Below are 17,096 nucleotides of genomic sequence, written 5' to 3'. Positions count from 1 at the left end.
GGGGCGGGCGCGGCTGCCGCGCCGGCGGGCGGCGTGGCAAAGATGGGCGGACGACGCGCCTCGGGGCCGCCTTCCAGGGTGCTGGGCATCCAGGCCGAGAATCCCGAGAGTTCCTCGCGGGGAATGATGCGGCTGTAGGCGCCACGGCGCTCCTCCCCCGAGCGGCGCTCGGGCGGCGGAACCTGACGTGGGGGCTGGCGTGGGGGCATGGGGACTCAGCCTCAGACGAACTGGTCGTCGCCGCCGCCGGCCAGCACGATGGTGCCCTCGTCCACCAGGCGGCGCACGATCTTGAGCATTTCCTTCTGCTCGGACTCCACCTCGGACAGGCGCACCGGGCCGCGCGAGTCCAGGTCCTCGCGCAGGGTTTCGGCCGCGCGGCTGGACATATTGCGGAACACCTTCTCGCGCAGCTCGGTGCTGGCGCCCTTGAGGGCCACCACCAGGGACTCGCTCTGCACCTCCTTGAGCACGGCCTGGATGCCGCGGTCGTCGATCTTCTCCAGATCGTCGAAGGTGAACATGTTGTCCATGATCTTCTGGGCCAGATCGGTATCGGCCTCGCGGATGTAGTCCAGCACCGAGGCCTCGACCGAGGAGCCCATCATGTTGATGATCTCGGCCGCGGTCTTCACGCCGCCGAGGTTGGACTTCTTCATGCGCTCGCCACCGGCCAGCACCTGGCTCATGACCTCGTTGAGGTCCTTCAATGCCATGGGCTGGATGCCGTCCAGCGTCGCGATGCGGATCAGCACCTCGTTGCGCTGGCGCTCGGTGAAGACCTTGAGCACGGAGGCGGTCTGGTCGAAATCCAGATGGGCCAGGATGGCGGCGATGATCTGGGGGTGCTCGTTGCGCAGCAGCTCGGCCACCGAGGCGGCGTCCATCCACTTTAGGCTCTCGATGCTGGAGACATCGCCACCTTGCAGGATGCGGTCCAGCAGCAGATTGGCCTTGTCGTCGCCCAGGGCCTTGCGCAGCACATTGCGCACGTATTCGTCGGTGTCGTTGACCAGCATGCTCTGGGTCTCGGCCACCGCGTCGAAGCGGGTGAGTACGGATTCCACGCGGTCGCGCGGGATCACCTTGAGCTTGGCGATGGTCTCGCCCAGGCGCTGAACTTCCTTGGGTTGCAGATGCTTGAAGACCTCGGAGGCCTCCTCCTCGCCCAGCGACATCAGCAGGATGGCCGCGTCTTCTACGCCTTGATCGTCCATGGTCTGTGCTCCCTAGGGCCTCAGGCGGTTTCTTCGCCGTGGATCCAGCTGCGCATGATGTTGGCCACCGCCACCGGGTTCTCGCGGGCCAGCAGCCGGGCACGCTCCAGCTTGTCGTTGGAGACCGGAGCCTCCAGGGCGGGCAGGCCGCCGGGCAGCTCGTGGGCGTCGTCCACCACGGCGTCCAGCTGAGCGCCGGCTTCGGCGCCGGCCGCGGCGGCGGCGGCCTCCGGCTCGGGCGGACGGGCGGCGCGGATGGCCGGGCGCACCAGGCCGAAGACCGCGATCAGGGCTACCAGCACCAGGGCCATGGGCACGGCGGCGGAGCGCAGCAGATCGATCAGCCAGGGCTGCTTCCACAGCGGCACTTCCACCTCGCTGGGTTTCTCCAGCACGAAGGGTGCGGACACCACCTTGATCGAGTCGCCGCGCTCCTGGCTGTAGCCCAGGGCCTCGCGCACCAGCTCGTTGAGCTTGTTCAGCTCCTCGGCGGAGACCGGCTGGCTCGTGGTCTTGCCCTTGGCATCGGTGACGCTGCGGTGGTTGACCACCACGGCGGCGTTCAGGCGCCGCACCGAGCCCACCGCGTTGCGGGTGACGCGCACGGTCTTGTCCAGCTCGTAATTGGTGACGTTCTCGCGGCGGGTGCTCTGCTGGCCGCCGGCCCCGCCTTGCGCGGGCTGCAGGGCCTGAGCCTGGCCATTGATGGGCGCCGTGGCCGGCACGGGCGGCTGGTTGGTGGCGGCGCCGGGCACGCCGGTGGGCAGCTGCGGGTTGGCGTTGATCGCTTCCTGGCTCTGCTGGCTGCGCACCGAGGCCTGGGCGTTGGCACCCTGGTTGGGCTTGTACTCCTCGGCGGTGGATTCGACCTGGGAGAAGTCCAGGTCGGCGGTCACGGTGGCGCGCAGATTGTCGCGGCCGACCACGGGCTCCAGCAGCTCGTAGATGCGCTTGTGGAGATTGGCCTCGATCTGCTGCTTGTACTGCAGCTGCTGGCTGTCCAGGCCGTTCTGGTTCTCGTTGTTGTTGGAGAGCAGGGCGCCGGTGCTGTCCAGCACCGACACGGCCTTGGGCGAGAGCTCGGGCACCGAGGCCGAGACCAGGTGCACGATGCCGGCGACCTGGGCGCGGTCCAGGGTACGACCGCCGCGCAGGGTCAGCATGACCGAGGCGCTGGGCTTTTGCTGCTCGCGGAAGAAGCCGTTCTGCTGGGGCATGGCCAGGTGCACGCGGGCGTCCTGCACATCGGCCATGGCGGTGATGGTGCGGGTCAGCTCGCCTTCGAGGGCGCGCTGGAAGTTCAGGCGTTCATTGAACTGGGTCTGGCCGATGGAGGTCTTGTCCATCAGCTCGAAGCCCACGGTGCTGCCCTTGGGCAGACCGGCCGAGGCCAGCTTCATGCGCACGTCATAGACCTGGGCAGCGGGCACCAGGATGGTGCCGCCCGGCTCGTGGCGGTAGGGCACGTTCATCTGGGCCAGCTGGGCGATCACGGCCCCGCCATCCTTGTCGGACAGGCCGGTGAAGACCGGGCGATAGTCGCCCTGGGAGGAGTAGAGGGTGATGGCCAGCACCGCTGCGGCCAAGGTGGCCAGGCCCAGACCCAGGCCCAGCTTGCTGCGCATGGGCAGGGCGGCCAGACGCGCGGCGAAGCCGGCCGGTTGGGCGGCTTGAACCGGTTCCACCAGGGCGGTGGCTGCGGGAGTGGCGAGGGCGTTGTCCATGGGGCCGGTGTTTTGTGTGCGGTTTCACACGGGAGAGCGCAGGGCTTGCCCGTTGGCCCTCATTATTCGGAAAGCCCCCCTCAAGAAAGCCGGGAACAGGCCGATGAACCGAGCGCAGTTCCCCCCATTGGCGCGGGCATCTGTGCTTAGGATTCAGTCCAAGGCAGAACCCGTCATGGACCTCAAGCTCAAACCCTTCGATTTCGCGCAGGCCGCCGCACGTGCCGGCCTGGCCGTGAACGGGCAGCCGCTGACGCCGGCGGTCAAGGGTGGAGCGAGCTTCGGCGATGCCATGGCCCAGGCCATGAAGAGCGTCAGCCAAGCGCAGACGGAGGCCAGCCGGCTGCAGCGCGAGGTTCAGCTGGACAACCCCAATGTCAGCCTGGAGGACACCATGATCGCGATGCAAAAGGCGCAGATCGGCTTCCAGGCCACCCTGCAGGTGCGCAACCGTCTGGTCTCTGCCTACTCAGAGATCATGAACATGCAGGTGTAAGGTTCACCCGCCTCCCGATCAGGACTTGCGCAGCAGGCGCTGGCGCTTTTGCGTCTGGTCGATGTAGAGCTGCAGGGTACGATCCGCCCCCTGGGGCAGTCTCACGAAGGCGCAGCCCAGGCGCAGGCCGGCGTCGGTCTCGTAGACATGCTGTATGCGCAGATCGCAGACGAAGTGCCTGTCCCGCTCCAGCTCCACCTGAACACTGCTGAGGGCTTGTCCGATCTGTGGGCGTGGCAGACCCGGCGCCAGCAGCAGGGCCAGGCCGGTGGCGCTGAGATCCAGCACCCGCAGCTGCAGCGCCATATCGGGATGGTCGGGATGCTGAAGCAGGGCGCGCGGCGAACCTAGAGGCTCGACCCGGAAGGCTTCGCGGCGCTGGAAGCGATAAAGCTGCTGCGGCCAGGGCGCGCGCAGGGTGTCCATGGTCGGACTTTTCACCAGCACCAGCGGGGCCAGCTCGAACTCCAGCCGAATCTGGTCCAGATAGGCCACGGCCACGACCTCGGGGCTGTCAATCAGCGCTTGCAGGATCTGGGCGCTGCCCTGGGCCTCCAGGCTCAGAGCGTGGCGCTCGGGGTCGATATTCCAGATGCGGCTGCCGACGCTCTGGCCACCCGGTGTGCTGAGCTGCAGCGTGGTCTGTTGCTGCAGCAGCTGGCGCAGCCAGGCCTCGATCTCGGGCTCGGCGGCGACGCGGAAGTCTTCGGGGTGGGGCGCGGCAGCGGCTTGATTCATAGGGCAAAGGGCCCGGTGAATGCCGGGCCGCTCGGGGGTCAGTGAACCATTTTGCTCTTGCCGCTCATCACGCGGTCCAGGTCCTCGAGCCAGGGCTCGGCCAGGTGTCGGATCTCGGCGTCGTTGAGCAGGATGCGCTGCATGATACGGGTCTTGAGCTTGGCCTCCTCGGGCGCCAGCTGATCGCGGGAGGCCGCGTGCGTGAGCTGGGAGATGAGCAGCACGCAGGCGCCTTCAAGCTTGACCACTTCATCCCAGTTGCCGGAGCGGGCGGCGTTGAGCATGTCGGCGCTGGCCTGCTCGATGGCTTCGTAGTAACTCAGAAGTTGGGTGTTCATGGGCGTGGTCCGCAGATGAATCGGTGTGAGTGGGGATGGCCGCTTCTCAGGCGGCTCTTGCAGGGGCGTGACGGCTGCGGTCCATCTCGGCGCCTATGCTGGCCCAGGCCTCCCGCACCGGGGCCAGCAGCTGCTGGCATTCCTCGATGGCGGCGCTGTCGCCGTGCAGATTGGCATGGGTCAGGCGCAGGCACATATAGGCGTAGAGATCACGCAAGTCGGTGGAGAGCTGGCCGCTTTCCATGTTCAGTGCGGCCTTGAGGCCTTCGTCCAGAATGCGCACCGCTCGCGTCAGTGACCGGCTCTTGAGTTCGACATTGCCGGCGGCGATGGCGCCGCGGGCCTGGCTCATCGCATCGTTCAGCCCGTCGAAGAGCATGGCCACGAGACGGTGCGGGCTGGCATTCAGCACATCGGTCTCAAGACCCACCTTGCTGTACATGGCGCTGCCGCGGTGGGTGCGCGCTGCAAAGGGGGAGGCGTTGCCGTACATAGTGTCTCGTTCCGTTGGGGCCTTGTTGTTAGTGACTTCGGCCGCCCTCGGGGAAACTTGAGCCGGCTCCCGGCCAGCGTGCAACATTCTGTGCGATGCCCGCGCCGCGCTTGGGCGGCGGCCCGCCATGAAAAACGCCCGGCTGGAACCGGGCGTTGTCGCGAGTCTTCAGGCGGGCGATGTGGTGGGCGGTGCAGCTTGGCACCGTGGCGCTGCGTCTTAGCGGCGGTTCAGCATGGCCATCTGCTGGCTGACATAGGCCGAGAGGCCGTTGAGCTGGCCCATGTTCTTGTCCAGCGCCGTGTACTGCGCGCGCAGGCGCTTCTCGACCAGTTCCACGCGGTTCTCCAACTGCTCGGTGCGCTTGCCGTTGGCGCTGATGAGATCCTGCAGCCCTTTCTGGCGGCTGCTGATGCGACCCTCGCTGCCCAAGGCCCCATCGGCAAAACGTCGCACCCGCTGCGCAAAGCCATCGTTGTCCGGGTTGCCGACATCCAGACCCATGAAGAAGCTCTTCAGATCGTCCAGCTTGGCCAGGCCCTTGTCCAGCTTGCTGGCATTGATCTTGAGCGAGCCATCGGCCGCCGGGTCCAGGCCGATGTCGGCCAGGCGGCCGAAGGCGCCTGCCAGAGAGGTGGCGCCCGCCATCAGGCCGCGCAACTGACCCTGGACGCCGACCACGGCGGAATCGCCCTGCAGGGTGCCGCGGGTCTTGGTGGCCGCATCGTATTTGGTCTGGTCGCGCACCATGGTGGCCAGACTGTTGTAGGCGGTGACGAAGTCGTTGATCGACTTCTTGATGCCCTCGCGGTCCTGGGCCAGGTTGAGGGTGACCTCGCCGCTGGACGTGGGGTTGACCGTGGTCTTGAGCAGGGTGATGGTCAGACCGTCGATGCTGTCCTTGAGCACATTGCTCTCGGTGCTGACGGGCTGGCCGTTGAGCGTGGCCAGGGCATTGGCGGCCGCCTGGTTCTGGGTGGCCGAGTTGAGGCCGGCGCTGGGGTCGAAGGCGAGGGCCGACAGACCCTGATCATCGCCCGGGTTGCCATCGGCATCGGCCACCGTGACCCGGAAGCCATTGCTCTCGCCGGTTTCGGCCGAGCGCATCACCAGGCGCGGGCCCGAGGCATCGGTGACGATGGAGGCCACCACCCCAGCCTTGGCGGCATTGATCTTGTCGCGGATCTGGGTGATCTGGTCCTCGCCCGGGGCGATGTCAATCGTGATGGCGCTGACGCCGCTCTTGGCGGTGAAGGCGCTCTGGTCTGCGTTCCACTTGCCGAGCTCGATGGTGAGGCTGCCCGTGCCCACGCTTGCGGGGGCGGCGGGCAGGGGCTTGCTGGCAATCGACTGGGCGCTGGCCAGACGACTCACCGTCACGATGGTGGTGCCGGCGACATTGTTGCCGCCCGCGCTCACCTGCACCGCCGTGGCATCGCTGGAGCTGGCGACATTGGCCCCCCAGCTATCGGGATTGTTCAGCTTGGCGGCGGCATCGCGCAGCGCCGAGAGTGCACTCTGCACTTTGCCGTAGGCCGAAAGCTGGGTCTTGAGCCCGTCGGTGCGCGTCTGCAACTGGCTGATGGGCACGCGCTCGACGTTGACCATCGCCTTGATGATGGACTCCACATCAAGATTGCTGCCGATGCCGGCGGAGGTGATGGTGGGCATGACACGACTCCATGCTCCCGGAGGCGGAAGCGGATGACGGCTCTATCGGCCGATTGATCAAGAACTGAAGGCCGGCGCGCAGGGTGCTGCGGGCCGGCCGGATGTGCAGGGTGTGGCGATGAGCCGGCCGCCGTCAGCCGCCGCGCAGCAGAGACAGGACCTGCTGCGGCAGCTGGTTGGCCTGCGCCACCATGGCGTTGCCGGCCTGCTGCAGGATCTGGGCGCGGCTTAGGCTGGAGGTTTCGGCCGCGTAATCGGCGTCCATGATGCGGCTGCGTGCGGCACTCTGGTTTTCCACCGAAATCTGCAGATTGGCGATCACGGCCTCGAAGCGATTCTGCGAGGCGCCCAGCACGGCGCGCTGAGAACTGACGGTGTTGATGGCCGAGTCGATATTGTCGATCACGGTCTTCAGCGTGGTCGCATCCGATGTGTCGTTGATGGTCGACTGGGCCGGATCGGTGACCGCGATGATGGTCGTGTCCACGGTCAGGTCGGACGTGAACACATCGATGGTGTCGTTGGGCGTGGTGTTCGGGCCCACCTGGAAGGTCTGGGTGCCCGAGTCCGCCCCGGCCAGGATGGTCTTGCCGTTGAAGGTGGTACCGCCGATCACGCGGTTGATTTCGTTGGCCAGCTCCCGGAATTCCTGACCCAGGGAGACCCGGTCGGCGCTGGTGTTGGTGGCGTTGCGCGCCTGAACCGCGAGTTCACGCATGCGTTGCAGCGTGTCGGCCATCTTGCCGAGCGCGCCTTCCGCCGTCTGGGCCAGCGAAATGCCGTCATTGGCATTTCGGATGGCGACGTTCATGCCGCGAACCTGGGAGTTCATGCGTTCGGCAATGGCCAGACCCGCCGCATCGTCCTTGGCGGAGTTGACGCGCAGACCCGAGGAGAGCCGCTGCATCGACGTTGCCAGCGAGGACTGCGAAGAATTCAGATTGCGCTGCGCGTTCAGCGAGGCAATGTTTGTATTGATGGTCTGGGGCATTTCAGCACTCCTGCAGTTGCGTTCCCCCGGCCTGATCCCAATATCAGCGTGAGTCTCAGGCCGAGGCTCGGTGACAGGTCTTGCCTACCGAGCCGGACCTGGGTCCGGGGTTGGACCAGCTTTCGCAAGCCCGATGGAGCGAATTCTGCGAGTGCCTCGCCGTTTCTAAAGCCCGATTAAGGCCCTAAACAACGGCCAAAAGAAAAGGCAGCGACGCCGGCGTCTGCCGATGTCGCTGCCCTTGTGGGTGGTGGTCGCCTTACTGGAGCAGACGCAGAACCTGCTGCGGCGCCTGGTTGGCTTGGGACACCATGGCCGTGCCCGCTTGCTGCAGGATCTGCGCTCGGCTGAGGTTGGCCGTTTCACTGGCGAAGTCGGCATCCATGATGCGGCTGCGTGCGGCGCTCTGGTTCTCCACCGAGACCTGCAGATTGGAGATCACGGCCTCGAAGCGGTTCTGGGCGGCACCCAGGGTGGCGCGCTCGCCGCTGACCAGGTTGATGGCCTTGTCGATATTGTCGACCACGGTCTTCAGCGCGGCGGCGTCGCCGATGATGCTGGCCCGATTGGCGCCCTGGTTGTCATCGCCGGCCACGGCCTTGATGTCGGTGTTGGCCGTCATGTCGGTGGTGACCACATCCACCACATCGTTGGCGGTGGTGTTGGCGCCCACCTGGAAGGTCTGGGTGCCTGCATCGCTCGCCGCCAGGATGGCCTTGCCGTTGAAGGTGGTGCCGCCCAGCACGCGCTGGATTTCCTTGGCCAGCTCGCCGAATTCCTTGTCCAGCGAGGTCTTGTCCTCGGTGGTGTTGGTCGCGTTGCGAGCCTGCACGGCCAGCTCACGCATGCGCTGCAGGGCGTCGCCGACCTTGGCCATCGCGCCTTCGGCCGTCTGAGCCAGCGAAATGCCGTCGTTGGCGTTGCGGATGGCCACGTTCATGCCGCGCACCTGGGCTTGCATGCGTTCGGCAATCGCCAGACCGGCCGCGTCGTCCTTGGACGAGTTGACGCGCAGACCCGAGGACAGGCGCTGCATGGACGTGCTCATGGACAGCTGGGTGGCCGAGGTGTTGCGCTGGGCGTTCAGGGAGGCGATGTTGGTATTGATGATGGCGGGCATGGTTCAATCCTTTCGGTGTCTATCAGAGAACGCACGGCATACGCCGCTTTGTCCGGATCTTTCGGTTCGATAACCGTCCGACTTCCTTGCCGCATGACCCCGTGTCACGCAGCGCCGGTTCACCGGACCACGCAGTCCTTCGATTTCTCGGACCCGTTGGATGGGTTATCGACGACACCAGGATTGACTTGAGACTTTCCTTGCTCCTGTGACCTGAATGCGCCGCCCGAAGTGGGCGGCGCTTAGGGTGCTTGAGCTGGCGGACCTGTTGCTTCCGCCGTTACGCTTGGGTTCATCAGGGCCAGCTCGGCTGGCCCAGGGTCATCGAAGAAGCGACAGCACTTGCTGCGGCATCTGGTTGGCCTGGGCGATCATCGCGTTGCCGGCTTGCTGCAGGATCTGCGCTCGAGCCAAGTTGGCGGTCTCGGACGCGTAGTCGGCATCCATGATGCGGCTGCGTGCGGCGCTCTGGTTCTCCACCGAGACCTGCAGATTGGCGATCACCGCGTCGAAGCGGTTCTGCGAAGCACCCAGCGTTGCGCGCTCACCGTTGACGGTGTTGATGGCAGTGTCGATGTTGTCAATGACGGTCTTGATATTGGCGGCCGTCTCGATCAGGCTCTTGCGGTTTGTGCCGTTGATGTCGTCGCCAGCCACGTTCTTGATGTCGGTGTTGGCGGTCATGTCGGTCGTGACCACGTCGACCACATCGCTGGTGGTGGTGTTGGCGCCGACCTGGAAGGTCTGAGTGCCGGCGGCTGATGTGGCCAGGATGGCGCGGCCATTGAAAGTGGTACCGCCCAGCACGCGCTGGATTTCCTTGGCCAGTTCGCCGAACTCCTTGTCCAGCGAGGTCTTGTCGTCGGTGGTGTTGGTGGCGTTGCGGGCCTGCACGGCCAGCTCACGCATGCGCTGCAGCGAGTCGCTCACCTTGCCCAGCGCGCCTTCAGCGGTCTGGGCCAGCGAGATGCCGTCGTTGGCATTGCGCATGGCGACGTTCATGCCGCGGACCTGGGCCTGCATGCGCTCGGCAATGGCCAGGCCTGCGGAATCGTCCTTGGCCGAGTTCACACGCAGGCCGGAGGACAGGCGCTGCATGGAAGTGGACAGGGACAGCTGCGCCGAGTTGGTGTTTCGCTGGGCGTTCAGCGAATTGATGTTGGTGTTGATGATGGCGGGCATGATGCGCTCTCCTATTTCAGCTACAAGAAATCCCGGCTAAGTGCCGACGTGCTTGGGTGATGCGCTGGCGCGCACCGCCCCGAGGCGTGCCGAGTTGCCTCGGCCCGAGCTCGCCCGGCGGCAGTCAACCATGCAGCCTGAATCCCCTTGCGGGGCATCAATCTGTGGCCTCCTCACCGGACCACGCGTCTGTTTCCAGACCCGTTGGAATGGCTATCGGACAGCGCAAGTGGAAACTTGAGCGCTGTTTGTCAAGAGGCTGATCGATGGATAAGCGCTGGCGGAACCGTCTTGTTTGTCGATTCCGGCAGTGCCGGGGCTGTGTAGGTCGTCTGCGCTGCGGGTTGATCCTTGTCTTGTGTGGCTGAAACAGGGCGCTCGTCCGGTGCTTGCCGGTGCCGGCCCTGCTTGGGATTTCGGCCGGCCCGGCGATGCATATCCTTTGAGGTGCGAGGTCTTGGGCTTGCTATTCCGGAGACCGCGCGCAGGGCGCATCCCTAAAGTCCCCTGCATCGCGGCCGATACATGGCGCCCATGGCTCATGGTGTTCTGGATCGCGAGTCCGAGATCAGAAGCCATGGAGAACCCCATGAATGCACGACTTCCCTTGTCCACCCCCGGCGCCAGCGCGGCGGTGACGGTTGAAACCGCTGCCGAGGCCAGCCTGCTGCTGGCTCAGGCCCGTAACGCCGCATTTGCCGAGGTGCAGTGCGGGCGTGTCGGCCTGGGTCTTGGCCTGCTGCAGCACGCGCTGGAGTTGGAGCCGCTGAGCTATGAGCTGCTCAGCGATATGGCGGCGCTGCTGCTGGCCACCGGTGAGCTCAGTCAGGCGCGGGCCTATGCCGAGCAGGCGCTGGCGCAGCGCCCCGCCCATGGCGCCAGTCTGTATGCCCTGGGCTTCGCGCAGTCGGGCCTGGGTGAGCGTCAGGCTGCGCTGGCTACGCTGAGCCAGCTGCTGCGCGAGGGTGCCGCCCTGAGCAGCCTGCGCGAGGAAGCGCCCGGCCTGGAACTGGTGGCGCGTACCGAGCTGGCTCGCCTGCAGGCTTTGGAAGTTCCGGCGCAGCCCTGAACTTCGCCCCGAGGCCGGGTCCACGCGTGCCCGCCTCGGTCAGTGCCCGGCTTGGCTGGCACGCCGGGCCGACTCTGTTCAGCGCTGGGGAATGCTCTCGGCCATTCCCGCAAGAAGGCGCCGGCTCAGTTTTGTGCGGGCAGGTTGGCCGGCGGCAAGCCGTCCACATGGCGCTGCCACATGCGCAGCAAGAGCTGCTCAAGATCATGGGCAAAGCGCGCTGCGTCGAACAGCGGCGACTCATCACGCGCTTTCACCAGGCGCTCCCGCAGCGCTGCACGCCGTGCGGAATCGCGCCCCAGTTCGCAGACTCGCTGGACATAGGTTCGCGCATCCTGGCAGATCAGCTCTGGCATGCCCACGCTGTGCAGCAGGCTGGCGCATACCCGCCCGGCAAAGGGCTCTCCCTGCAGGGTGACCACGGGCACGGCGGCCCAGAGGGCGTCGCTGCTGGTGGTGTGGCCGTTGCAGGGCCAGCTGTCCAGTGCCAGATCGGCTGCCGCCAGGCGTCGCAGATGCGGGCCCAGGGGCAGCTTGGGCATGAAGATCAGTCGATCCGGGGCCACGCCACGGGCCGCCATCTCGGCATGCAGGCGCTCGTGTGCCTGCTCGGCGCCGCTCAGCTGCCAGATCACCGCCTCGGGCAGTGCCTTCAGGATCTCCGACCAGGCGTCAAACAGCGGCGCATTGAGCTTGTAGATCTGGTTGGCGCTCAGGAGCACGAGGGCCTGCTCGGGCAGCCCCAGTTCGCTGCGGGCGGGCGGCACGGGGCGCTCCCGCTTCCGGTCATTGGGTTGATAGCAATGCGGCATCTGGGCGATGCACTCGCTATAGAAGGGGGCCTGGTCCAGCGGCGTGACGATGGGGTCCCCGATCAAGTAGTCCACCTCCGGCATGCCGGTGGTGCCCGGGAATCCCAGCCAGCTGACCTGCAGGGGGGCAGCGCGGTAGGCCAGGGCGGCCAGGCGGCTGCCGGCCGTGTGGCCCTTGAGGTCAATCAGGATGTCCACGCCCAGTTCGCGCACGCGCTGCGCGGTACCGGGCAGATCCAGGTGGCCGATCTCTTCAAAGCGATCGCAGGCCTGCATCAGGCGCCCGCGCAGGGCTGAGCCATCGGCCGGGCTGTGCGAGAGTAGGCTGATCTCGAAACGGCTGCGATCATGGTGTTCCAGCACCTCGGTCAGCAGGGTGGCCGTGGCATGGGCCTGGAAGTCATTGGACAGATAGGCGATGTGCAGCCTGGCGCCCGGCTTGCGCGCCGGCGCTGGTGGCAAGGGCTTGATGGCGCGGCAGACATGGCGGGCCGTCAGCTGGGCGGCTTCCAACATCTGCTTGGGGTGATGGGGCTGCCCCACCAGGGTGAAGGGCACGCTGAAGGCGCTTTCGCCTCGCTCCCAGGCGCGATGCTGGGTGTCCAGCATGGTCTGCAGGCGCTGCTCCCAGCCCTCCCAGCGGGCGGCATGCTGCTCCAGCTGGATCAGATAGGCCTGAGCCCCCAGGTGTTCGGGGTAGAGCACGGACAGGGTCCGGAAGCACTCGGCCGCCTCCTCGTGCATCTTGAGGGAGTGGAAGGCAAAGCCCAGCTCCATATAGGCGTCGCGATCATCGATCTTGAGCGTCAGTGCCTGCATCAGCGGCGCCACGGCAGCCTGGGGGTCGCCGAGGCGGTTGCAGGCGGCGCCCAGCTGCTTGAGCAGATCCAGGCTGCGTGCACCTTCCGGGACCTGCTGGGCATGGCGCAGCACGCTGCCGAAGTCGTCCAGTACCGTGGCCGCCTGGGCGGCGAGCTCGGCGGCCTGGATGCGAAGCTCCTCCGACACGCCCGCCGCCAGATCCTGGGCCTGCTGCGCCGCCCGCAGGCAGGTGCTGAAGTCACCGGCCTGGCGCAGTGTGCGTGCCAGGGTCAGCCACAGGCCCGCATCGCGGGGGCGTTGCCCCAGGGCCTGCTGCAGCAACTCGGCCGCCTGAGTCCAGCGGCGCTCATTGAGCAGGGTCTGCACCTTTTGCAGCAGCTGGGGCTGGGCGAGGGCAGGGTGGGGCTTGTTGGCCATGGGCTTGGGGTGTTCTTGCGGGGCGGCCGAGCCGGTGAAGCCGGTCGACCGCGGGTGGGATCAGACTGAGCTCGTGGCGCGCGTGGCCACGGCCAGCAGGGAGATGCGGTTGAAGAACCACATGCCCTGCAGGGACCAGGGCGTGTACTTGCGCAGCACATTGGCCAGGGTGTAGGGCGTGTACCAGCAGTTGTGGTCGGGGTGGACCACCTCCACAAAGGTTTGCACGCCCTTGGAGTAGTCGAAGTGGCCTGCGAAGCAGCTGTAGGCGTCGGGCACGGTGATCACGTACTGGCTCGCACCCACCGCATCGAGCTGGCGCAGGAAGCCTTGCACATCGGGCACGTGTTCCAGCACCTCGGGTACCAGCACCAGGTCGTAAGGGCCCTGCACCTGGCTCCAGTCCGAGAACAGGCGGCCGCGCACATGGGGCTGCATGATCTCGAAGGCCTCGGGGTGGATGTCAAAGCCGTCCAGCGTGCAGCAGCCGTCCAGCTGCAGATGCAGGGAGCGCTGCAGATCGGTGATGGGCCAGTCCACGCAGCCCACATGGAGCACGCGCTTGCCCTCGCAGATCTGGCGGAAGACATCCACCCGGGAGCGACCCTTGAGGTCGTCGCCCACATACTGCTTTTGCACGAAGAAGGGCGGGTGGGCGCGCTCCAGCGGTGAGCAGATCTCGTCGAAGCTGTTCTCTGTGCTCATGCGACCTTCCGCTTGTAGAGCTGGTCATAGGTGCGGCGGGTGCTGGCCCATTCCTGGTCCGCGAACACCATGCCCTGGCCGCTGTACTCCAAGCCGGTGAAGTGGCGCGGAATGAAGAAGTGGCTGGGCCAGATCGTCAAGCCCGTGTAGTTGTGGCGGCGGTGCGCCTCGGTGAGGAACTGCGGACCCACGCTCTGCCAGGCCATGCGATCCACCACCGTCTCGGTGTTCTGCAAGTCGAGGATCAGCTGGCCGAAGAAGGGGTTCTCGGGCACCGAGGCCACATAGCCCGCAGCGATCAGACCCGGGCGCGCCAGCTCGTTCTCCCAGCAGGCAAAGGCCTCGCCCTCGAAGAGCCAAGGGGCCAGAGGGCGGCGGCAGATGCTGTCGGCGTCCACCACAAAGCCGCCCTGCTGGTAGAGGATCTCCCAGCGCATCAGATCGGCCACGCCATTGAGCTCTCGGCCGGCCATCGCACGCATATGGCGGGCATTGATCCAGCCGAACTCGGCCAGATCCTGATTGCCCCAGACCCGCACCTCCCAGTCGGGGTTGTGCTCGCACCAGGTGGCGATGCAGTTGTCGGGGCGCTTGGATTCGTCTCCGACCCAGATGATGTGCAGGATGCGTGGAATCATGCGGCGATCCTTGTATGGCCTGGGCGAACTATAGGGACGGAGCCTCTCCCCTCATGGCTGGATAAGGCTGGGATTCCTGGCCTGTCTGTGCCGCACTTGCCCGGGTCTTGTAGGGCAAGTTCCTACAGAGCCCCGCCCGGCAGGGAGACAGAAGACAGAGAAATGGGCTGATGTTTGGGTCTTGTTCCGATCTTCACAATGCGCAGCAAGCCAACGCAACGCCACAGGAGAGCCGAGATGAACGCAGACCAGATCCTTGCCGAGATTCGCGAAGCGAACCTGTCGTACCTGATGCTGGCGCAGAGCCTGATCCGAGGGGACCGTGAGCAGGCGCTGTATCGCCTGGGCATCTCGGAGGACACGGCCACGCTGATTGGCACGCTGAGCCCGGCGCAGATGATGAAGATTGCCTCGGGCAACACCCTGCTGTGCCGCTTCCGCATGGACGACGACCTGGTGTGGGGCCTGCTGACCAGCCACGGCAAGACCGCGGCCAACGACCAGGTCTCCCGCCTGCACGCCAGCATCCTGATGGCTGGCCGGCACGCCGAAGCTGCTTGAACTGTTGACCCCCGGTCACGCGGGTACGGGTGACCACCCCCCGAGGGGGTGCGAGTCTGCGACTCGCGACGGCCGGGCCGCTTGGGAGCGGCCCGGCGCTGGCCCCGCAAAGATCAAGACCCGATTCACAGAAAGCCCATCATGCGTCAAAAGAGCATCCTGACCGAAGCGCGCCAGATCGAACGTGCGGTGACGCTGATCAACCTGGGGGCCCGACTGCAGGTGCTGGAGTCGGAGACAGACCTGAGCTACGAGCGCTTGCTGCGCCTGTACAAGGAAGTGTCGGGCAAGAGCCCGAGCAAGGGACAGCTGCCGTTCTCGACGGACTGGTTCATGACCTGGCAGCCGAACATCCATGCGAGCCTGTTCCTGAACATCCACGAGTACCTGAACAAGGTGGCGGAGCTGGAAGAGATCGACACGGTGATCAAGGCCTACCAGCTGTACCAGGAGCAGACGCAGGCGCAGGGGCTGGAGCAGCTCCTGAGCGTGACGCGGGCCTGGCGTCTGGTGAAGTTCATCGACAACGGCATGCTGACGATGACCAAGTGCAGCAAGTGCGGGGGGCACTTCGTGACGCATCCGCACGAGATCGCGCGCCACTATGTCTGCGGCCTGTGCAATCCGCCGGCCCGCGCTGGCAAGGGCCGCGCCGCTGGCGCCATCCAGATGCATTGAGCCGGGCCCCGGATGTCCATGGCCCGCCTGGCCCTGGTGGTGATTGCACGCGACGAGGCGGCGCATATCGAGCGCCTGCTGCGCAGTGTTGCTCCCTGGGTGGACGACATGCTGGTGCTGGACACCGGGTCTGGCGACGCCACGCCGGCCCTGGCCGCGGCCTGTGGCGCCCGTGTGGCTCACTTTGAGTGGTGTGAGGACTTCTCCGCGGCCCGCAACCGCGCCCTGGACCTGGCCGCCGCCGACTGGCATCTGGTACTGGATGCCGACGAGTGGCTGGTCTCGGGCGGGGAGGTGCTGGTGGCGCTGCGGGCGCAGTCGCCCGATTTTGTGGGCAGCCTGGCGCTGGATGACCACTTCGAGGGTGGCAGCTCCCGCGGACGGCTCAGCCGCCTGCTGCCAGGCCATGTGCGCTACGCCGGACGCATCCACGAGCAGCCCCAACACCGTCTGCCCGTGCGCGCTCTGGAGGTGCAGATCGGACACGATGGCTACTTGCCCGAGCGTCTGAAGGCCAAGCAGGGGCGCAATCTCCGGCTGCTGCAGCAGGACCTGGCCCAGCATCCCGAGGATGCCTATCTCTGGTACCAGCTTGGCAAGGACGCCTATGTCTATGAGGACTATGCGGCCGCCGAGCAAGCCTTTGAGCGCGCTGCCGCGCTGCCCCACCCCGAGGGCGGCTGGTGGCTGGATCTGGTGCCGCGCCGCCTCTTCGCGCTCAAATGCCTGAAGCGCCACGCCGAGGGGCTGGCCCTGGCCGAACCCGAGCTGCAGCGTTGCGGCGAATCTCCGGACTTCTTCTTTGCCCTTGGGGATCTGCTGCTCGACTTTGCCGCGGACTCGCCCGCTCATGCCGAGGCGCTCGTGCCCATGATCGAGGATGCCTGGCAGCGCTGCCTGAGTCTGGGTGAGCGCCCGGACCTGCCCGGAGCGGTGGCGGGCCGGGGCAGCCATCTGGCCGCCCACAACCTGGCCTTGCTGATGGATGCCACTGGCCGTCCGGACCAGGCCCAGGCGCTGCGCCGTGCCTATCCCGCCAGCTGAGGCGGGCCATCGTCCTGTCATCCCCTGTTGTTTTCCCGTTGGGCCGGGGAGCCCCGAATAAGCGTGAGATCTGACACGCTTTTCCCGGTTTGAGGACCACCTTCTGCAGCAGGCGTGTAGGAAAAAACCTGACAAGTCGGGTCAGTGCGGGAGACGGCACGCACGGATTTGGGCTGATGTTTGGGTCTTGTTCGGCTCTTCACAATCCGTATCACGCTGAAACGCAATGTGCAGCAACCCTTTGCAGGAGAGCCGAGATGAACGCAGACCAGATCCTTGCCGAGATTCGCGAAGCGAACCTGTCGTACCTGATGCTGGCGCAGAGCCTGATCCGAGGGGACCGTGAGCAGGCGCTGTATCGCCTGGGCATCTCGGAGGAC

The 17,096-nt window shown here is 66.1% G+C and carries 18 protein-coding genes and 1 pseudogene; 6 read left to right on the top strand and 13 right to left on the bottom strand.

Features of this window, described 5'->3' with window-relative positions; translation table 11 throughout:
• From ACK5F2_RS00095 to fliF, 3 genes and pseudogenes are all read right to left on the bottom strand, one after another.
• Nucleotides 1-209, bottom strand: a pseudogene (locus ACK5F2_RS00095) (hypothetical protein); the annotation flags it as partial.
• A 12-nt stretch (nucleotides 210-221) separates the two neighbouring features.
• Nucleotides 222-1,217, bottom strand: a complete 996-nt coding sequence (gene fliG / locus ACK5F2_RS00090) for a flagellar motor switch protein FliG (RefSeq protein ID WP_133605298.1) — start codon at nucleotides 1,215-1,217, stop codon at nucleotides 222-224.
• 20 nt (nucleotides 1,218-1,237) lie between these two features.
• Nucleotides 1,238-2,941 (bottom strand): flagellar basal-body MS-ring/collar protein FliF, encoded by a 1,704-nt coding sequence (gene fliF / locus ACK5F2_RS00085; protein ID WP_409861905.1) that lies wholly within the window; start codon nucleotides 2,939-2,941, stop codon nucleotides 1,238-1,240.
• Nucleotides 2,942-3,116: 175 nt separating this feature from the next.
• Between fliF and fliE the strand changes: the two genes are divergently transcribed.
• Nucleotides 3,117-3,437, top strand: coding sequence for a flagellar hook-basal body complex protein FliE (gene fliE / locus ACK5F2_RS00080; RefSeq protein ID WP_409861904.1), 321 nt, complete (start codon nucleotides 3,117-3,119; stop codon nucleotides 3,435-3,437).
• Between the two features lie 18 nt (nucleotides 3,438-3,455).
• Here the strand turns inward: fliE and ACK5F2_RS00075 are convergent, their stop codons facing one another.
• The 7 genes from ACK5F2_RS00075 to ACK5F2_RS00045 all read right to left on the bottom strand — a co-directional run bounded on the left by ACK5F2_RS00075 (nucleotide 3,456) and on the right by ACK5F2_RS00045 (nucleotide 9,970).
• Nucleotides 3,456-4,175, bottom strand: coding sequence for a flagellar brake protein (locus ACK5F2_RS00075; protein ID WP_409861902.1), 720 nt, complete (start codon nucleotides 4,173-4,175; stop codon nucleotides 3,456-3,458).
• Nucleotides 4,176-4,213: 38 nt separating this feature from the next.
• Nucleotides 4,214-4,513 (bottom strand): flagellar protein FliT, encoded by a 300-nt coding sequence (locus ACK5F2_RS00070; RefSeq protein ID WP_409861901.1) that lies wholly within the window; start codon nucleotides 4,511-4,513, stop codon nucleotides 4,214-4,216.
• A gap of 46 nt (nucleotides 4,514-4,559) precedes the next feature.
• Complete coding sequence (fliS, locus tag ACK5F2_RS00065; RefSeq protein ID WP_133605303.1) at nucleotides 4,560-5,006, bottom strand: flagellar export chaperone FliS; 447 nt, start codon at nucleotides 5,004-5,006, stop codon at nucleotides 4,560-4,562.
• Between the two features lie 219 nt (nucleotides 5,007-5,225).
• Nucleotides 5,226-6,677: a flagellar filament capping protein FliD gene (gene fliD, locus ACK5F2_RS00060; RefSeq protein ID WP_409861900.1), complete on the bottom strand. Its 1,452-nt coding sequence runs from the start codon at nucleotides 6,675-6,677 to the stop codon at nucleotides 5,226-5,228.
• A gap of 133 nt (nucleotides 6,678-6,810) precedes the next feature.
• A complete protein-coding gene (locus ACK5F2_RS00055; protein WP_409861899.1) occupies nucleotides 6,811-7,668 on the bottom strand; it encodes a flagellin in 858 nt (285 codons plus the stop codon).
• A 259-nt stretch (nucleotides 7,669-7,927) separates the two neighbouring features.
• The gene (locus tag ACK5F2_RS00050; RefSeq protein WP_409861898.1) at nucleotides 7,928-8,788 is read right to left on the bottom strand and encodes a flagellin; all 861 of its coding nucleotides are present in this window, start codon (nucleotides 8,786-8,788) and stop codon (nucleotides 7,928-7,930) included.
• Nucleotides 8,789-9,109: 321 nt separating this feature from the next.
• Entirely contained in the window at nucleotides 9,110-9,970 is an 861-nt protein-coding gene (locus ACK5F2_RS00045) for a flagellin (RefSeq protein ID WP_409861896.1), read from the bottom strand.
• Nucleotides 9,971-10,559: 589 nt separating this feature from the next.
• On the opposite strand from ACK5F2_RS00045, the gene ACK5F2_RS00040 reads away from it, so the two are divergent.
• Nucleotides 10,560-11,039, top strand: coding sequence for a hypothetical protein (locus tag ACK5F2_RS00040; protein WP_409861895.1), 480 nt, complete (start codon nucleotides 10,560-10,562; stop codon nucleotides 11,037-11,039).
• A 125-nt stretch (nucleotides 11,040-11,164) separates the two neighbouring features.
• Here the strand turns inward: ACK5F2_RS00040 and ACK5F2_RS00035 are convergent, their stop codons facing one another.
• The 3 genes from ACK5F2_RS00035 to ACK5F2_RS00025 are packed head-to-tail and all read right to left on the bottom strand — an operon-like array spanning nucleotide 11,165 to nucleotide 14,433.
• Nucleotides 11,165-13,090 carry a hypothetical protein gene (locus tag ACK5F2_RS00035; RefSeq protein WP_409861894.1) on the bottom strand — a complete coding sequence of 642 codons (1,926 nt, stop codon included), beginning with the start codon at nucleotides 13,088-13,090 and terminating at the stop codon, nucleotides 11,165-11,167.
• A 60-nt stretch (nucleotides 13,091-13,150) separates the two neighbouring features.
• Entirely contained in the window at nucleotides 13,151-13,795 is a 645-nt protein-coding gene (locus tag ACK5F2_RS00030; protein WP_409861893.1) for a class I SAM-dependent methyltransferase, read from the bottom strand.
• Nucleotides 13,792-14,433 carry a glycosyltransferase family 32 protein gene (locus tag ACK5F2_RS00025; protein ID WP_246030892.1) on the bottom strand — a complete coding sequence of 214 codons (642 nt, stop codon included), beginning with the start codon at nucleotides 14,431-14,433 and terminating at the stop codon, nucleotides 13,792-13,794. The genes ACK5F2_RS00030 and ACK5F2_RS00025 overlap by 4 nt, the downstream gene beginning before the upstream one ends.
• Nucleotides 14,434-14,670: 237 nt before the next feature.
• Between ACK5F2_RS00025 and flhD the strand changes: the two genes are divergently transcribed.
• The 4 genes from flhD to ACK5F2_RS00005 form a co-directional block, all read left to right on the top strand.
• Nucleotides 14,671-14,994: a flagellar transcriptional regulator FlhD gene (gene flhD / locus ACK5F2_RS00020; RefSeq protein ID WP_133605310.1), complete on the top strand. Its 324-nt coding sequence runs from the start codon at nucleotides 14,671-14,673 to the stop codon at nucleotides 14,992-14,994.
• 141 nt (nucleotides 14,995-15,135) lie between these two features.
• Nucleotides 15,136-15,672 (top strand): flagellar transcriptional regulator FlhC, encoded by a 537-nt coding sequence (flhC, locus tag ACK5F2_RS00015; protein ID WP_290298178.1) that lies wholly within the window; start codon nucleotides 15,136-15,138, stop codon nucleotides 15,670-15,672.
• Between the two features lie 12 nt (nucleotides 15,673-15,684).
• Nucleotides 15,685-16,716: a glycosyltransferase gene (locus ACK5F2_RS00010; protein ID WP_409861892.1), complete on the top strand. Its 1,032-nt coding sequence runs from the start codon at nucleotides 15,685-15,687 to the stop codon at nucleotides 16,714-16,716.
• Between the two features lie 257 nt (nucleotides 16,717-16,973).
• Nucleotides 16,974-17,096, top strand: a 123-nt coding sequence (locus tag ACK5F2_RS00005; RefSeq protein WP_409861906.1) for a flagellar transcriptional regulator FlhD, incomplete at its 3' end; no start/stop codon positions are given.

The sequence above is a fragment of the Roseateles sp. genome (genome assembly GCF_046300915.1).
Taxonomy (GTDB): domain Bacteria; phylum Pseudomonadota; class Gammaproteobacteria; order Burkholderiales; family Burkholderiaceae_C; genus Kinneretia.
Note: the sequence above shows the minus strand (reverse complement) of the source record. Positions and strands in the feature narration are given on the sequence as shown.

Excerpts from the sequence above, each read along its gene's own strand:
- ACK5F2_RS00010 (WP_409861892.1), top strand. The coding sequence starts at position 15,685 with ATGTCCATGGCCCGCCTGGCCCTGGTGGTGATTGCACGCGACGAGGCG.
- fliD (WP_409861900.1), bottom strand. The coding sequence starts at position 6,677 with ATGCCCACCATCACCTCCGCCGGCATCGGCAGCAATCTTGATGTGGAG.
- ACK5F2_RS00055 (WP_409861899.1), bottom strand. The coding sequence starts at position 7,668 with ATGCCCCAGACCATCAATACAAACATTGCCTCGCTGAACGCGCAGCGC.
- flhC (WP_290298178.1), top strand. The coding sequence starts at position 15,136 with ATGCGTCAAAAGAGCATCCTGACCGAAGCGCGCCAGATCGAACGTGCG.
- ACK5F2_RS00035 (WP_409861894.1), bottom strand. The coding sequence starts at position 13,090 with ATGGCCAACAAGCCCCACCCTGCCCTCGCCCAGCCCCAGCTGCTGCAA.
- ACK5F2_RS00025 (WP_246030892.1), bottom strand. The coding sequence starts at position 14,433 with ATGATTCCACGCATCCTGCACATCATCTGGGTCGGAGACGAATCCAAG.
- ACK5F2_RS00050 (WP_409861898.1), bottom strand. The coding sequence starts at position 8,788 with ATGCCCGCCATCATCAATACCAACATCGCCTCCCTGAACGCCCAGCGC.
- fliF (WP_409861905.1), bottom strand. The coding sequence starts at position 2,941 with ATGGACAACGCCCTCGCCACTCCCGCAGCCACCGCCCTGGTGGAACCG.
- flhD (WP_133605310.1), top strand. The coding sequence starts at position 14,671 with ATGAACGCAGACCAGATCCTTGCCGAGATTCGCGAAGCGAACCTGTCG.
- ACK5F2_RS00030 (WP_409861893.1), bottom strand. The coding sequence starts at position 13,795 with ATGAGCACAGAGAACAGCTTCGACGAGATCTGCTCACCGCTGGAGCGC.
- ACK5F2_RS00070 (WP_409861901.1), bottom strand. The coding sequence starts at position 4,513 with ATGAACACCCAACTTCTGAGTTACTACGAAGCCATCGAGCAGGCCAGC.
- fliE (WP_409861904.1), top strand. The coding sequence starts at position 3,117 with ATGGACCTCAAGCTCAAACCCTTCGATTTCGCGCAGGCCGCCGCACGT.
- ACK5F2_RS00075 (WP_409861902.1), bottom strand. The coding sequence starts at position 4,175 with ATGAATCAAGCCGCTGCCGCGCCCCACCCCGAAGACTTCCGCGTCGCC.
- fliS (WP_133605303.1), bottom strand. The coding sequence starts at position 5,006 with ATGTACGGCAACGCCTCCCCCTTTGCAGCGCGCACCCACCGCGGCAGC.
- ACK5F2_RS00045 (WP_409861896.1), bottom strand. The coding sequence starts at position 9,970 with ATGCCCGCCATCATCAACACCAACATCAATTCGCTGAACGCCCAGCGA.
- fliG (WP_133605298.1), bottom strand. The coding sequence starts at position 1,217 with ATGGACGATCAAGGCGTAGAAGACGCGGCCATCCTGCTGATGTCGCTG.
- ACK5F2_RS00040 (WP_409861895.1), top strand. The coding sequence starts at position 10,560 with ATGAATGCACGACTTCCCTTGTCCACCCCCGGCGCCAGCGCGGCGGTG.